This window comes from Roseateles sp. 22389, from assembly GCF_052044995.1.
GTDB lineage: Bacteria > Pseudomonadota > Gammaproteobacteria > Burkholderiales > Burkholderiaceae_C > Roseateles.
In genome coordinates, this window is sequence record NZ_JBQEOF010000006.1 from 103,457 (window position 1) to 118,881 (window position 15,425).

A 15,425-nucleotide genomic window follows, 5' to 3' on the forward strand; every position below is an offset into this window, starting at 1 on the left:
GCGCAATCACGCAAAGTAGTGGATCACGCGATCGTCGGCGCGGCGCAACGAGCGACCGGCCGACATGACCTGGGTGAAATTCACCGCGCGCTGGCGGCCCAAGAATGGACGGCCTGGAGGTGAACCCATGCTGCAAGTCCTTCATCGCATCCTTGATCGCATCCGCGCGGCGCGCGAGCCGGAGCACCGCGCCGGCCCCGCGATCGATGAGCGGGTCTTCCACCGTCCGGCGCTGGCCGAGGATCTGGCCGCGAGCCTGATGTCGCGCTCCTACGCCTCCGGGATGTTCCTCACCGCGCCCCGCCGCACGGGGAAAAGCACCTTCATCCGCCATGACCTGATTCCCGCACTCGAGCGTCAGCATCGCGCGCTTGTCCTCTACGCCGACCTTTGGGAGCACCGCGCCGAGGACCCGGGCGCCGTGATCGTCGGACTGGTGGCCCGCGCGCTGAAGGCGCGCAAATCCGCGGCGCAAGCGGTGCTGGAGCGGTTCCGCCTGTCCCGACTGAAGGTGCCGGGCCTCGAACTCGACATGGACAAGGCCGCCCCGGCGCCGGCGCTGCAACCCTCGCTGCGCCAATCGCTGGAGCGCCTTTCGAACCTGACGCGGCGCACCGTCGTGCTGATCGTCGACGAAGCCCAGCACACGCAGACCACCGCCTACGGGCGCGAAGTGATGTTCATGCTCAAGTCGGCACGCGACCAGTTGAGCAATCGGGAGCTGCTGATGTTCCGGCTGCTGATGACCGGCTCGCACCACGCGAAGATCGAGCGGCTGGTCCGCTACAAGCATGAGGCGTTCTACTGCGCCCCATTGAAGGCGATGCCGACCTTGGGGGGCGAGGACTACTTCGAATGGGAGCGGGCCGCCCACGCGCCGGCCTTTCTCCCCGCGCTCGACGCCATGGGCCAGGCCTTCGAGATCTGCCTGCGCCGGCCGGAGGTGTTCCACATCGCCTGCCAGGCTGCCAGCGCCCGGGTGGCGACCACCGCGGAGAGCCAGGAGCAGTTGCTGTTGCGGATGGCACGCCGGCACATCGATGCCGAGCGGCAGGAGTTCCTGCATCGGCTGATGAAGCTGGATCCGCTGGACCAGGCGGTGCTGCGATCGATGGCGGAGGCAGGGCCGTCCTTCGCGCCGTTCTTTCCGGCGGCGGGGGAGCGGATCTCGGCGCTGCTGGCAGCGATGCCGGGCACGCCGGCGCGGCCCACCTCGCCGGGCGACATCCGCGTTGCGCTCACCCGGCTCTGCGAGGCCAACCTGGTGTGGAGCGGCGACGGCCCCTACGTGTTGGAGGACGCACAAGCCGCGGTGTGGCTGAGGGAGCTGGAGCTGTCGAGACTCACAACCGATAGTTCGGCCGCCGCCCTCGCAGCCACTGCTCCAGCATCATCAGGATCCACACCATCTCGCCGTAGTACCCGGGGTGCTCCGGCAGTCGCTGCTTGAGCAGGCTCTCGATGAAGGCCGGCCGGACGATGCCGCGCGTGGCCAGGCTGCCCAGCGAATCCTCCGCCAGCGCGCGCAGCTGCGCGTCGCGCGTCGCCCAGACGCCGAAGGGCAGGCCGAAGCCCTGCTTCTTCTTGACGATGATCTCGTCGGGCAGGAAGCCGCGCAGCGCCTCCTTGAAGAACCAGCGCAGCTTCAGCCCCTTGAGCTTGTAGTCCGCCGGCAGGCGCTCCGAGAAGGCCAGCAGCTCGTCGTCCAGCATCGGGAAACCGACCGAGGTGCCCGCCAGCGAGGTCGTGCCCACCACCTTGGGCAGGTCGGTGTCCGCCAGCGTGTAGCGCCAGTCGAAGGCCAGCATGCGGTCGACCAGCCGTCCGGTCTTGATCGCGTTCCACACCTGGCGCTGCTGCTTCTGCGGACCCAGCGGATCGACGCGTCGCAGGAAGTCGGTCTCCAGCACCTCGCCCAGGCCCAGCCGCGTCAGCAGGTTGTAGCTTTGCAGGCGGTCGGGCATCGGCACGCGGGCCTGGTCGATGTAGCTCGCGCCCTTCTTCAGCAGCGGCAGCTTGCCCACCGGCGAGCCGAACACCGGCTGCAGCACGAAGTCCCGCAGCGGTCCCGGCACGCGCCCGTACCACGAGAACACCGTCTGCTTGGCGTAGCGGGTGTTGCCGCCGAAGAGCTCGTCGCCACCATCGCCGGCCAGCAGGTGCCGCACGCCGTTGTCGTGCGCGCGCCGGGCGCAGTAGTAGGCCGGCAGCGCCGAGCTGTTGCCGAAGGGCTGGTCGTAGTGGGTCGCGACCTTGGCGATGCCGTCGACCAGGTCCCGGGGCGTCACGTAGTACTCGTGATGCCGGCAGCCGAAGTGCTTGGCCGCGACGCGCGCGAAGGCCATCTCGTCGTAGCCCTCGGCCTCGAAGCCGATCGAGTAGGTGTCCGCCGGCCGGCCCGCGACGCGGCTCAGCATGCCGGCGACCGTCGAGCTGTCGGTGCCGCCGCTCAGGAAGCAGGCCGCGTCCGGCGCCTGCATCGCCCGTTGCACCGAGCGCTCCAGGATCTGCCGGAACTCGTCCTTCAGGTCCTCGAGCCGCGGTGCCGGCTCGGCGCGGAAGGTCGGCGTCCAGTAGGGCAGCACGCGCAGCTCGCCGCGCTCGAAGATGCCCACATGCCCCGGCGGCAGGCGGAAGGTGTTGCGGAAGACCGTCCGCGGCGACGGGATGACATGGAAATAGAGGTAGTCGAACAGCGCCTGCGGATCGAGGTCGACCTCGTCGCCGGCCAGGTCGTCCGCGCGGGTGGCGACCTGCAGCTCATGGCCGACGATGCGGTAGCACAGCGGCTCGATGCCGAAGCGGTCGGTCGCCAGCACGGTGCGGCCGCCGGGCTGGCGCCACGCCACCGAGAAGCGGCCGCCGACCTGCGCCAGCGCCGGTGCCGGATCGGTCGCCGACAGCAGCGTCTGCCAGGCGGCGTCGCGTTGCGCGGCCGGGGCGTCGGCGGGAAGGCCCGGCAGGGCCGGTTGTCCGGTGGAGAGGAAAAGGGCGGTGCTCGTCATCGTTCTGGGCGGTCCGGGGTCCGACCGCGGTGCGGAAAGGGTGCGCGCGCGGGCTGGGGGATTCTGTCGTGGAAACGCGGCGCTTCCACCCGCGCGGACCCCTGGGTTCGCGGGGAGCGCGGGCCCGGTGCGCGTCCCGGCCATGCCGCACAATCGCGGCCTGCCCGCCGCCGGTGGCGGGTGCTGGAGCCGGTTTGCAGATTCACTGGATGCCTCACGCGCTGAACCCGGCCTACGCCGGCGTGCGCCTGCGCTGCCTGATGCCGAGCCGCGAGTTGCGGCGCTCGGGCCTGGCGTCGCGCGTGCTGGATCCGGCAGCGTCATCGCCGGCGCTGCCGTCAGGCGGCGTGCTGGTGGTGCAGGCGAAGTGGCTGCTGGATGCGGGATCGCCCGGCGCGCTGCGCGCGCGGACCGCGCAACTGGCCCAGGCGCGCGAGCGCGGCGCCCGGCTGGTGCTGGACAGCTTCGACAACTATTTCCTGAACGAATCCGGTGATCCGGCCCGCGCCGAGCTGCTGGCCGCCTACCGCGAGGCGCTGCCGCTGTTCAGCTTGTTCACCGTCTCCTCGCCGGGCCTGAAGCCGCTGCTGGAGGCCGAACTGCCGCCGGACCTGCGGACCGCCGCGCCGGTGCGGGTCGTCGGCGATCCGGTCGAGACGCCGGCGGCGGCGCGCGACTTCGAATCGCTGCCGCATCGCCTGCATCCGGGCCGCTGGGGCGGCCATTGGCGCGCCTGGCGCGAACTGCGCGAGCACCGCGCGCAGCGCCGCCAAGCCCGGCAGCTGATGTGGTTCGGCAATCACGGCAGCGCCTACGCGACCGGCGGCATGGCCGAGCTCGAACGCCTGCTGCCGCTGCTGGAAGTCGCGTCGCGGCGGCAGCCGCTGCGGCTGACGGTGGTCAGCAACTCCGAGCAGCGCTACCGCGAGCTGCTGGGTCGCGCCGCCTTCCCGCACCGCTACCGGCCCTGGGACCGGCTGCATTTCCTGTCGCTGCTGGGCGAGCAGGACCTGGTGCTGCTGCCGGCCCGCATGACCGCCTTCACGATGGCCAAGAGCAACAACCGCATGCTGCTGGCGCTGGCCCAGGGCGTGCCGGTGATGGCCGATCCCTTGCCCGACTACCAGCCCTGGCGCGCCTTCTGCGCGCTGGACGAGTGGGACCGCCTCGCCGAGCACCTCGTCGACCCGGCCCCGCTGGCCGCCCGAGCCCGCGCCGCGATGCCCGCCATCGAGCGCGACTACTCCACGCGCGCCATCGCCGCCCAATGGCGCGAGGCGCTGCAAGCTCCCGCTGTCCGATGAGCCGCATGACCCCTGATGCCCTCGCCACGCCGCAGCCGCCCGTCGCCGCTGCCGTGCCAGCCGCCGCTGATGCCGTCGGCGCCGCTGACACCGCTGGTTCCAGCGCCCCGGTGGAGGCCGGATCGCTGCCCGCGTCCTCGCCCGACGAGCCGCTGGCGATCGCCATCGTGCTGCCGCAGTTCCACCCGATCCCGGAGAACGACGCCTGGTGGGGCAAGGGCTTCACCGAGTGGCGCAACGTCGCCAAGGCGCGGCCGCTCTACAAGGGCCATCATCAGCCGCACCTGCCGGGCGAGCTCGGCTTCTACGACCTGCGCCTGCCCGAGGCGCGCGCCGCGCAGGCGGCGCTGGCGCGGCAGTACGGCATCGGCGGCTTCTGCTACTACCACTACTGGTTCAACGGCCACCGGCTGCTGGAGCGCCCGGTCGAGGAGATCCGCGCCAGCGGCGAGCCCGACTTCCCCTACTGCCTGGCCTGGGCCAACGAGAACTGGAGCCGCGCCTGGAACGGCAGCGAGCGCGAGATGCTGATGCAGCAGCGCTACTCCGACGAGGACGACGAGGCCCACATCCGCACGCTGCTGCCGCACTTCCGCGATCCGCGCTACATCCGCATCGACGGCAAGCCACTGTTCATCGTCTACAAGGTCGACCACCTGCCCGATCCGCGCCGCACGCTCGAGACCTGGCGTCGCATCGCGCGCGAGGAGGGCGTCGGCGAGCTGACGCTGGCCCAGTTCGAATGGAGCGGCAGCGGCTCCGGCGCCGATCCGCGCGAGGTCGGGCTGGACCTGTCGATCGAGTTCGCGCCCGACTGGCGGCGCCTGGGCGGGCGGCACTTCACCGGCTGGAAATCGCGGCTGCTGATGGCGCTGGGCCTGCTGCCCAAGGCCTACGGCGAGCACAACTTCTTCGACTACCAGCGCATGGTCGACGGCGTGCTGGCCAAGCCCGCGCCGCGTTATCCCTTCCTGCGCTGCGTCAGCCCGGGCTTCGACAACAGCGCGCGGCGCTCGGCCGGCGCGACCATCCTGATGAACAACACGCCGGCGCGTTACCGGCGCTGGCTCGAGGCGGCGCTCGCCTGGACGCGCCAGCACCAGCCGCCCCAGCGCCAGGTGGTGTTCATCAATGCGTGGAACGAATGGGCCGAGGGCAACCACCTCGAGCCCGACACGATGAACGGCCACGCCTACCTGGAAGCGACCCGGGACGCGCTGCGCCCGGGCCGCTGAGCGGCATCACGGGCTGGAGCCATCGACGACGCCCCTGAGCGCGGGGCACCGGGCCATCGAGTCGTCGAGTCATCGAGTCATCGAATCGTCGAGCGGCCCGGGTTCCGGCGCTGCCGGCTCAGCGCCGCCCGATCCAGGCCGCGCAGGCGGCCTGATGCCGCGCCACCGAGCCCCGCATCGACGCGAGCGCCTCCTCGGTGCGCCGCAGGTCCTCGGCGATGCGTGGGGCGCGGTCGATGGCGGCCAGCCAGTAGTCGCACATGCTGGCCTCGTCATCGCACTCGTGCAGCACGCCGCGGTCGCGCAGCAGCCGGTAGACGGGGTAGGACGGATAGGTCGTGTCCCAGCCGCCGCGGATCGTCAGCGGCTTGTTGAGCCCCAGCGGCTCCAGCACGTTGTGGTCCACGCCGACATGCGCGACGCTGGCCGCGGCATAGAAGTCCCGCAGCTCGCCGACGGTGTCCAGCACCAGGCACTGCACCTGCGGCGCCAGCGGCCCGTCCTCCAGCTGCGAGCGCCGCGCCACCACCAGGCCGGCCTCGCCGAGCTGCGCCAGCAGCGCGCTCATGCGCTCCAGGTTCTCCGGATGACGGGGCGCGAGGATCAGCAGCGCGCGCGGATGCGTGCGGCGCAGTTGCTCGAAGGCGCCCAGCACCTGGCGCTGCTCCGCCAGCTCGGTGACGCAGCCGCCCACGATCACCGGACGGTCGGTGGCCAGCAGCTCGCCCAGCAGGCGCGGACTGCGCGTGGCCTGCTCGACGCGCCAGTCGGCCCGCCGCATCGCATCGAACTTCATGTTGCCGGTGACCTGCAGCCGCTCGCGCGGCGCCCCGCGGGCCTGGAGCGCGCGCGCGGTCTCGGCGTCCTGCACGCACAGCAGGTCGAAGGCGCCGAGGAAGTCGCGCTCCAGCAGGCGACGCTCGAGCTGGTCCAGCCGCGCCGGCGGGTCGTAGTGATAGAGCCAGCCGTTGAGCATCAGCGTGGCGGCGCCGCGGCGGCGCGCCTCGCGCAGGAAGGCGTAGGAGAAGCGGCAGGGCGCCTCCGAGGGCAGGCAGGGGATCTCGGCCAGCGCCAGCATCGCCGGCGGCAGCACGCGCGCGAGCCGGCGCGCGTCGCTGCTGTGGCCGCGGCTGATGCAGACCGCCGCCTGCGGCAGGCGCGCCAGGTAGGCCTCGCGATAATGCGCGTGCTCGGTGATCAGCACCGGGCGCAGGTCGGGGCGCTGCGCGGTCAGCCATTCGATCATCGGCGCCACCGCGTTGAGCTCGCCGATGGTGGTGACGTAGAACCACAGCGCCGGGCCGCGCGCGTCCGCCGGCGTCAGCGCGAACGCGCCCAGCGTGTTGTTGCCGCGCAGGTCGCTCAGGCGCTCCAGCGCGCGGAACAGCGCCCAGCGCAGCGCTTCGCCGCGCCGGCTCGGGGCCGGCGCCACCGGCGCGGGCAGGGACGGGGTCAGCTCAGGCATGGCGGCTCCGCAAATGGGTGAGGGCGCGTCGCACCTCGGTCATCGCCGGATGCCGCAGCAGCGTGGCGCAGCCCAGCCAGGCCAGCGCGCCCGCCACGACGCACAGGGCCAGGCGTGGCACCAGCGGCAGGCCGAGCTCGTGGCTGGCCAGCTGCGCCAGGCCCAGGCCGGCGCAGCAGCCCAGCGCGAGCTGCGCGCTGACGGCGCTCGGGCCGAAGAGTTCGCGCGGGCGGGCCTGCAGCACCTCGGTCAGGTGGCGGGTGTACATCGCGACCTGCACCAGGTTGCCGATCACGAAGACGGCGGCCACCGCATGCAGGTTCCACACGGCGGCCAGGCCCACGCAGGCCAGGTGCGTCGGCCCGTACCAGAGCGCCACCGACAGCCGGCGGCGGATCTGGCCGGTGGCCGCGAGCGCGTTGGGCGCCAGCATCGTCAGCGCGTAGGGCAGGCCGGCCAGCGCGAGCAGCGTCGCCAGCGGCGCGGCCTCGTGCCACTGCGGGCCGAACAGCAGCGCGATGATGTCGCCCGACAGCAGCGCCACGCCGCCCATGAAGGGCCAGGCGATGCCGGTGAAGATGGCGGTGCCCTTGGCGTAGGGCGCCACCAGGCTGTGGCCGGCGCGGTGGTCCGCGGCCAGGGCCGGCGTGGCCACGCGCAGGATCGCGGAACTGACGGTCTGCGCCAGCAGGTCGATCAAGCCGGTGGCGCGGCTGAACAGGCCCAGCGCGGTGAAGCCGAAGACCTTGCCGATGATCAGTTCATGGCCGTTGCGCGAGCCCGACTCGACCAGCCGCGAGCCGGTGAACATCGCGCCGAAGCGCAGTTGGCGGCCGACGCCGCGCAGCCGCGGCAGCAGCAGCGCGTCACGCGGCCGCAGCCAGACCAGCACGGCGACCTGGACCGCGATCCCGGCCACCGGTCCCCAGGCCAGGCTCATCGCGCCATGGCCGCGCCAGGCCAGGGCGATGCTGGTGACGGCGTTGGCGGCATTGGCGCTGACCTGGACGATGAAGACCTGGTGGAAGGCCATCTCGCGGTTGAGCAGCGCGAAGGTCGGCGAGGCCAGCGGCAGCATCACGAAATTCAGGCTCAGCACCAGCAGCAGGTCGGCCAGCAGCGGCTCGTGGTACCAGTCGGCCAGCAGGAAGCGGCTGCCCAGGATGGCCAGCGCGATGCCCCAGGCCATCAGCAGCGTGATGGTGAAGGCGCTGCGCAGCTTCTCGCGGTCCAGTTCGCGCTCCTGGATCAGGTATTCGCTGACGCCGAAGTCGCGCAGGATCGAGGCCAGGTTGGTGACCACCGCGCACAGCGAATAGACGCCGACCTGGGTCGGCGTCAGCAGCCGCGCCAGGATCATCGTCGTCGGGACGGTGATCAGCAGGCTCAGGTAGCGCTCGGCGAAGGACCAGGCCAGCGCGCCGCGCACGGTCGGCGACTTGCTCATGCGTCGCCCTTCATGGCGCGGACTCCGCCCGTGCGGACGAAGCGCCCGGCGCGCCCGTCGCGGCGCCCGCGTGGGGCGTGTTGACCGGCGCACCGGTCGGGGCGGGCGCCGTCGTGGCTGAGGCCGTCGGTGCCAGCGCTTCGGCGGCGGCCGGGCCGGCTTCGGCCGGCTGCGCGGTCGCCGTGGCCGGGCCGCGGCGCAGCCACTGCTTGAGCCGCGGCACCCAGCCCCAGCGGTACAGCGTGGCGTGGTGGATGGGACGCGCGTCGGCGGTCCAGCGCGTGTGCCACTCCATGACCTTGCCGTAGAACTCGATGCGGCGGATCGGCCCGCCCGCGGCGGCGGCCTCGAAGAGCTGCTGGAACTGCAGCTGCCGCATCAGCGTCGACGGCGACACCGCCTTGTGCGCCTCGTCGTAGGCGGTCTTGAGGATCACGATCTTCGAGCCCGATTCGATGCACAGGTCCATCGCGACAACGGCGTCGTCGAACCAGTATTGGTACAGGCGCGCGCGGCCGTCCCGCGCGAAGGCCTCGAGCATCGCGCGGTAGAACTCGTACTGCGGATGGCCGGGCGCGATCGCCGTGCCTTCGGAGCCCTTCCAGCCGCTGGCCTCGAGCTGGCCGTAGCGCACCAGCGCCGGCGCGACGTCCTCGGGCCGCGTCTGGCATTCGAGCCGGGTGACCGTGCCGGCCGTGTCCAGCTTCTTCTGCTGCTTGCGCAGGTTCTGGCGCAGGTTCTTGCCGCGGGCTTCCCAGTAGGTCTCGAAGTCGCCGGCGAGGTCCACCCAGGCGGTGTCGATGTAGTCCTGGCCGCGCCAGCGCGCGCCATCGTCGGCGCGTGGATGGAAGAGGCTGTCCAGCTGCGTCAGGCCCAGCGCCAGCGCCGACAGCGGCAGCGCGCGCAGCAGCCCGTCGGCCAGGGCCTCAAGCGGCGCGCCGGCGTCGCTCAGCCAGGCGCCCAGCGGCAGCTGCGAGGGCTGGAAGGTCGACCACTGCCCGGCGCCGGCCGGCGCTACGATGGCCGCGGCGCGCGGCGCCTTCGGGTCACCGAACAGCGCGAGCCGCTCGCGGCCGGTGCCGAAGGAGCGCAGCAGCGGCGCAAGGAAGGCGCTCTCCAGGAAGGGCAGGTCGGCCACGCGCGCCTGCAGCGCATCCCAGGCGGCGGCGTGCGGCGCGAAGGCGGCCGCGTCCGGCAATGGGATGAGCGTCCAGCGGGCGTTGGTGGATAGGGGCGGCGTGGCCGGTGTGTGGGGTGTCGTCGGGGTCATGGGCGGGCCTCGGCGGTGGGCATCTGGGGGGCGCAGGCTTCGTCGAGCACGCGGGCGAGCTCGCCGGTGCGCGACTCGCGCGAGGCGGCGGCGATGGCCGAGGCCGCGGGCAGCGCGGCACGGCCATGGAACAGGTCATCGAGGAAGCGGTCGAGCACCGCCGCGACGCCGGGGCCGTCCTCCAGCGCCGCGATTTGCGGCAGGCCGGCGCGGCGCATCAGCTGCGCGGTGTCGCCGGCCGGGTCGGCCAGCGTCAGTACCGGGCGGCGCGCGCGCAGGTATTCGTAGGCCTTGGCGGGAATCTGGTCGTTGCAGTCGTTCGACTGCAGCAGCAGCAGCGCGTCGGCGCGCAGCATCTCGGCCAGCGCGTCGGCATAGGGCAGCGGCGGCGCGACCTCGACCAGGTCGGCCACGTCCAGCCGGCGCGCCAGCGCCAGCACGAAGTCGTCGTGCGCGGTCGCGCGCAGCCGCAGCCGCAGTCGCGCCGCGTCGACCCGGCCCGCGGCCTTGGCGGCGGCCAGCGCCTCGAACAGGCGCGCCGGGCTGCGCCAGTCGGGATAGACGACGCCGCTGTGCAGCAGCACGCGCGGGCCCGCGGCGGTCGATGCAGTCGCCGACGACGAGGCGTTCGCGCCCTCCATCCGCACGGCGCGCTCGGCCTGCTGGAAGGCGGCCTCGCTGTAGCCGTTCTCGATCACGCGCAGGCGGTCGGCGGCGGCCGGGAAGCGCTGCGCATACAGCCGCGCCGCGCCGGGCGTGGTGAAGGTGCAGCGCGCCGCGCGCGCGAAGACCTTGCGCTCGACCGCGGCGAAGCTGCGCCACAGCACCGGATCGGCCGGGTAGCCGTCGTGGGCCATCGGGTCGCGGAAGTCGGCGACCCAGGGCAGGCCGCTCAGCCGCGACAGCCAGTAGCCGACCAGGTGCGCCGTCGGGATCGGATAGGTGCTCCAGATCGCGTCGGGGCGCGTCTGGCGGATCAGCCGCAGGCCGGCCGGCACGGCGCCCAGCAGCCAGCTGTGCCAGCGGTCCGGTCGCGCCAGGAAGCCCGGGTAGCGGCCGCCGATCGACAGGTGCCGCGCGGCGTCCAGCGCGAAAGCCCGGCGCACCGGCAGCTCCGGCGGGATCTCTTCGAGCAGGTCGTCGCCGGTGTGCGCGTGCGCGCGCGGATGCGCGGTCAGCACGCTCGGCGACCAGCCCAGCACCGGCAGCTGCTGCGCGAAGCGCAAGGCGCGCTGCACGCCGCTGCTGCCCGCCATCGGCGGGAACTGGAAGGACACCATGAGCACGCGCCGCATGACCGGAGCCTCAGCGCGCGGGCGCGATGAAGAGGCGCTCGACCTGCTCGACGATGCGGCGCAGGTCGGCGTCGGTGAGGTCCTGGTGGCAGGCCAGCTGCAGCACATGGTGCGACCAGGCCTTGCCGGCATCGCCTGGCAGCGCCGGCACGCCGGGCCAGAGCCGGTCCCAGCGCGACACCGGCACGCCCAGGCGGCGCATCTCCAGGTAGCCCGGGTCGGGCGTGCGCACCCACAGCGGGAAGACGTAGGGCGCGCAGTCCGGCGGCAGGGCCGGCAGCAGAGGGTGTACGCCGTCGCGGTCGCTGAAGGCCTCGGTGAACAGCGCGTAGTTGCGGCGGCGGGCCTCGACGATGCGATGGCGCGGCACGCGCCGCGAGATCCAGCCGCTGGCCCGCGTGAGCGCGCGGTGCGACAGCGGCAGGTCGATCAGCGCCATGTTGGCGTCGATCTCACCGCTCTCGTCGAGTTCGCCGTAATGGCTGGGCGCGGCCGGCGCGCCGCCGCCGCCGCTCACCACGCGGCGCAGCGCGCTCTTGAGCGCGAAGGCGCCGCGGATCAGCCCGTTCAACCCCGTCAGGCGGTCGTGCGTGGCCCCCATGTGCAGGATGTCGGACGCCGCCTTGACCTGCTCGATGCGACCGGCCGGCGTCAGCGGCGGCAGGGCCAGGTCGGCGCGGTTGAGCGCCAGGATGCCGCCCTCGGGGGTCGGGAAGAACTTGGTCAGGCTGGCGATCGCGACGTCGCCCCAGGAGCCGATCGGCCGGGCGCCGGCGCGGCCGAACATCGCGTGCGCGCAGTCCTCGATCAGCGCGATGCCGCGCGCGTCGCACCAGGCGCGCACCGCGTCCATCGGCTGCGGCAGTCCGAAGTAGTGCGGCACCAGCAGCGCCTTCGGATGCGCCGGCCCGTGGGCCGAGAGCCAGTCCAGGCGCGGCACGCCGTGCTCGTCGATGGGATAGAAGGCCGCGTCGGCGCCCAGCGTCTTCACCGGCGAGACCATGGTCGGGCAGTGGTAGGACGGCAGCAGCACCAGGTCGCCCGGACCGACGTCCAGGCACTCGAGCGCGAGCAGGATCGCCGCGCGCCCGCTGGTGGTGAGCAGGTGGCGCGGGTGGTCGAGCAGGCTGTGCTGGTCGACCCGGGCGGCACCGGCGAAGGTGCGCCAGCCGATGACGGGCAGCCGGGGCGCGAGCATGGGAGGCGGCGGGCTCAAGTCGGAGGGCCTGCCGGTCAGCGGGAGGCGGGCGGCGTGGCGGCGCCGGACGCCGGGGCCGGGCCTGATGCCGGCGCCGATGCCGATGCCGGCGATGACGCCGGCGCCGGCGCGGAGGCGGCCGGCGCGGGCTCGGAGGCCGAGGGGGCGGGCGCCGAGGCGGCCTCGCCCGGCAGCTGGATGTCCGATGGCCAGCGGTTGATCGCGATCAGGCGCTGGCGCAGCACCGGGTGCGTCATGCCGGCGCCGTAGGCGCGGCGGGCCGCGTCCACCGCCATGTCGACCTGGTTGAGGTCCAGCGCGACCATGCCCACGTTGTAGACCGAGAACGCGTTGTCGCCGGTCAGCTTGGACGCGGCCTCCAGCTGTTCCTTGGCCGGCCCCGGCTTGCCCTTGCCGTTCAGGTAGCCCGCGTAGATCAGGCGCACGATGACGTCGTCCGCCTTCCAGGCCAGCGCGCGCTTGAAGTAGCAGTCGACGGTGAACAGCGCGTCGGGCGGCTGGTCGCGCTTGGTGCGCTCGCCGTAGAGCATCATCGCCACCAGCGCGCGATGGTGGTTGGGGAAGGCGCGCAGCGTGTAGTCGATGTCGCTGCCGATCGTGCCGCGCTTGCACTTGACCAGCGCCTCGCAGGTGTCGATGAAGTGGGCGCCTTCGACCATCAGCAGCGGCGACATCTGCTTGGTTACCGGGTCGATCTCCGGCGCGTCCTTGTACTGGCGGTAGTCGTAGGGCCCGTAGTTGTTGGCCAGCCCGCCGCAGCCCACGCCCTGCGCGACGGCGGCCTGGGTGACGACGGCGCCGGCCAGCGCCAGCGCGAGGGTGCGCCAGCCGGCGCGGGGGAACGGAAGGGCGGACATGGCGGTGCTCCGGGTGGGCCGGGGTTCCGGTCAGGAGGCGGCCGGCACGTCGCGGACGAAGGCGGCGGTGAGCCGCTCGACCTGCGCGCGCCAGGCGGCGGTGGAGAAGGTGTGGTCCGCGTCGGGCAGGTCCTCGCGGCGCAGCCCGGGGCGGCCGAGCAGGCCGCGCCAGGCCGGGCCGCCGTCGCGGCAGCGGTCCAGGAATTCCTTGGCGACGTAGTCGTCGCCGGACAGGATCAGCAGCACCGGACCGCCGAAGGCGCGCAGGCCGTCGGCCATCTGCTCGGTGTAGTGGCGGGGGTCCGCGGTCGCTGGTCCGGCCGACCTTCCGGTCGACGTTCCCGCCGAGGTTCCCGAGGACGCGTCGGCCGGCGTGGCGGCGCCCGCCGGCGCGGCGCGGCCCTGCGCCAGCTTGCCCAGCAACTCGCGGACGGCGCCCAGGCCGACCCGGCCGCTCAGCAGCTTGCGCCAGAACGACGGCTGGCGCAGCCGGTCCAGGTAGTAGTGCCTGACCTGCGTGCGGGCCAGGCTGGCCTCGGTGCGGACCCAGGGGTTGGCCAGGCACAGGCCGGCGATGCGCGCGTCGCGGCGGCGGTGCACGTAGAGCAGTGCGGCCGAGGCGGCGTCGCACAGGCCCCAGAGCACCACGCGTCGCAGCGCCGGGCGCTCGCGCTGCCAGGCGTCGAGGGCGGCGGCGATGTCGGCGTCGAGCTGGTCGAAGCCGCGCTGGTCGCCCTGGGCATCGCCCATGCCGCGGTGGTCCAGGCGCAGGCAGGGCACGCCGGCGGCGGCCAGCGCGCGGCCCAGCAGCGTGAATTGGCGGTGGCTGCCGACGCGGTATTGCGGCCCGCCGACGATCAGCAGCACGCCGGTGTCCGAGGGCGCTGTCGCCGCGGTGGCCTCGGCCGGCTCGCTCAGCAGGCCGACCAGCGACGCGCCCTCGCAGTCGATGCGCAGCAGGCTGTCGCGGTGCGTGGTGGCGGCGAGCGCGCTCATGCGGCGATGGCCTCGGCGGGCGCCGCGGCGAAGTCGGCCTCGGCCCGCAGCGCGGCGAGGCTGGCCTCGATCAGGCGGGGGGCTTCCTCGATCTCGGTCGCGGCCCAGAAGGACGGTCCCTGGCAGACCGCCGCGCGCACCTCGGCGCCCTGGGCCTGCCAGGCCTGCAGGGCCATCGACGCGGCCGGGGTGAGCGTGGCGTCCTCGCGCGGCGAGAGCTCCAGCCACGCGACCCGCGCCACGCGCGGCGAGGGCTTGAGCTGCGCGGCGTCCAGCCCCTCCGCCAGGGCCGGCGCCAGCAGGTAGCCGGCGATCTCCACCGGCTCGCCGCGCGCGAGCTGGTCGCGCATCGCCTGCACGGCGCCCTTGGCCTGGCCGCCGATCAGGTCGGCCGCCACGCGCAGCCGCATGAACTGCTGGAGCTGGAGCTTGCCCGCGGTCACCGGTTGCCACAGCAGCAGGTGCAGCGGCCGGTCGGCCACCGCGTCGAACACGGCCGGCGCCAGCAGGGCGCCGGCGCGCAGGCCCCACAGCCACAGTGGCGGCCGGCCGCCATCGGGGCGGGGCAGGGCGCGGATGTCGAGCCAGGCGGCGGCCAGGCGGACATCGTCCTGCCAGTGCGCCCAGTTCGCATCGCCGAAGTCGCCGCTGCTGTCACCGCAGCCCAGCAGGTCCAGCGTCAGGACCTCGAAGCCGGCGGCGGCGAAGGCGCGCGCCGCCAGCGCGGTCATGCGGCGGGACTTGTTCATCTCCTCCGCGAACGGCGGCAGGAGCAGGATCTGGCCGCGCGGCGCGGCGGCGAAGGGCGCCGCGGCGGCATGGTGCACGCACAGCCGCTGGCCGCGCGCGCCGGCATCCAGGAAGAACGGCGTGTCGGCGGCGGCCATGGGATCCGGGCGGCGGCGGACGGCCGCTCAGGCGGCGAGCTTGCCGTTCACGAAGTCCAGCAGGGCGCCCACCGTGGCGAAGGTGGCGCCGTCGATCTCGTCGTCGTCGACGACGATGCCGAACTGTTCCTCGAGCGCGGTGATCAGGCTGACGACCGCCATGGAGTCCAGCTCCGGGATCGCGCCCAGCAGCGCGGTGTCGACGGTGAAGTCCTTGGCGCGGCCTTCCAGGCTCAGGACGTCGTCGAGGATGGCGAGCAGGTGGTGTTGGGTGTTCATGATCGGGGCGGATCTTAACTGTGGCCCCCTCTGGGAACCCCCGGGGCGCCCCCCCATCCCAAGGGGATCTCCCCCCGTTCGTGAGGTCCTGCCGCGGGACCGCGTGAGATACTTTTTTTCGCCGCGATCATGGGTCCCTTGTTTGGCCTCGATCGGCGAGGATCGG

13 protein-coding genes are annotated in these 15,425 nt (G+C 73.2%); 3 read left to right on the forward strand and 10 right to left on the reverse strand.

Annotated elements, in window-relative coordinates; translation table 11 throughout:
• Positions 1–127 precede the first annotated feature (127 nt).
• Positions 128–1,450 carry an AAA family ATPase gene (locus ACTJKJ_RS10580; protein WP_440820410.1) on the forward strand — a complete coding sequence of 441 codons (1,323 nt, stop codon included), beginning with the start codon at positions 128–130 and terminating at the stop codon, positions 1,448–1,450.
• Here the strand turns inward: ACTJKJ_RS10580 and ACTJKJ_RS10585 are convergent.
• Positions 1,344–3,005 carry an asparagine synthetase B family protein gene (locus tag ACTJKJ_RS10585; protein ID WP_440820411.1) on the reverse strand — a complete coding sequence of 554 codons (1,662 nt, stop codon included), beginning with the start codon at positions 3,003–3,005 and terminating at the stop codon, positions 1,344–1,346. The genes ACTJKJ_RS10580 and ACTJKJ_RS10585 overlap by 107 nt on opposite strands.
• Before the next feature lie 209 nt (positions 3,006–3,214).
• Here ACTJKJ_RS10585 and ACTJKJ_RS10590 point away from each other — a divergent pair, with 209 nt between their 5' ends.
• Positions 3,215–4,309, forward strand: a complete 1,095-nt coding sequence (locus ACTJKJ_RS10590) for a hypothetical protein (protein WP_440820413.1) — start codon at positions 3,215–3,217, stop codon at positions 4,307–4,309.
• 5 nt (positions 4,310–4,314) lie between these two features.
• The gene (locus tag ACTJKJ_RS10595; protein ID WP_440820414.1) at positions 4,315–5,544 is read left to right on the forward strand and encodes a glycoside hydrolase family 99-like domain-containing protein; all 1,230 of its coding nucleotides are present in this window, start codon (positions 4,315–4,317) and stop codon (positions 5,542–5,544) included.
• A 118-nt stretch (positions 5,545–5,662) separates the two neighbouring features.
• Here ACTJKJ_RS10595 and ACTJKJ_RS10600 read toward each other — a convergent pair whose 3' ends face one another.
• From ACTJKJ_RS10600 to ACTJKJ_RS10640, 9 genes are read right to left on the reverse strand one after another with little or no spacing between them, the layout of a single operon-like run.
• Complete coding sequence (locus ACTJKJ_RS10600) at positions 5,663–7,009, reverse strand: 3-deoxy-D-manno-octulosonic acid transferase (RefSeq protein WP_297382033.1); 1,347 nt, start codon at positions 7,007–7,009, stop codon at positions 5,663–5,665.
• Positions 7,002–8,456, reverse strand: coding sequence for a lipopolysaccharide biosynthesis protein (locus ACTJKJ_RS10605; RefSeq protein ID WP_440820415.1), 1,455 nt, complete (start codon positions 8,454–8,456; stop codon positions 7,002–7,004). The genes ACTJKJ_RS10600 and ACTJKJ_RS10605 overlap by 8 nt, the downstream gene beginning before the upstream one ends.
• Before the next feature lie 10 nt (positions 8,457–8,466).
• Positions 8,467–9,726, reverse strand: a complete 1,260-nt coding sequence (locus tag ACTJKJ_RS10610) for a GNAT family N-acetyltransferase (RefSeq protein ID WP_297382029.1) — start codon at positions 9,724–9,726, stop codon at positions 8,467–8,469.
• A complete protein-coding gene (locus ACTJKJ_RS10615; protein ID WP_297382026.1) occupies positions 9,723–11,021 on the reverse strand; it encodes a glycosyltransferase in 1,299 nt (432 codons plus the stop codon). The genes ACTJKJ_RS10610 and ACTJKJ_RS10615 overlap by 4 nt, the downstream gene beginning before the upstream one ends.
• Positions 11,022–11,031: 10 nt before the next feature.
• A complete protein-coding gene (locus ACTJKJ_RS10620) occupies positions 11,032–12,219 on the reverse strand; it encodes a DegT/DnrJ/EryC1/StrS family aminotransferase (RefSeq protein ID WP_297382024.1) in 1,188 nt (395 codons plus the stop codon).
• A 35-nt stretch (positions 12,220–12,254) separates the two neighbouring features.
• Complete coding sequence (locus tag ACTJKJ_RS10625; RefSeq protein ID WP_297382022.1) at positions 12,255–13,097, reverse strand: hypothetical protein; 843 nt, start codon at positions 13,095–13,097, stop codon at positions 12,255–12,257.
• Between the two features lie 30 nt (positions 13,098–13,127).
• Complete coding sequence (locus ACTJKJ_RS10630) at positions 13,128–14,093, reverse strand: hydrolase 1, exosortase A system-associated (RefSeq protein WP_440820416.1); 966 nt, start codon at positions 14,091–14,093, stop codon at positions 13,128–13,130.
• Entirely contained in the window at positions 14,090–14,980 is an 891-nt protein-coding gene (locus tag ACTJKJ_RS10635; protein WP_440820417.1) for a hydrolase 2, exosortase A system-associated, read from the reverse strand. The genes ACTJKJ_RS10630 and ACTJKJ_RS10635 overlap by 4 nt, the downstream gene beginning before the upstream one ends.
• A 27-nt stretch (positions 14,981–15,007) precedes the next feature.
• Entirely contained in the window at positions 15,008–15,259 is a 252-nt protein-coding gene (locus ACTJKJ_RS10640; RefSeq protein ID WP_091732902.1) for an acyl carrier protein, read from the reverse strand.
• Positions 15,260–15,425 lie beyond the last annotated feature (166 nt).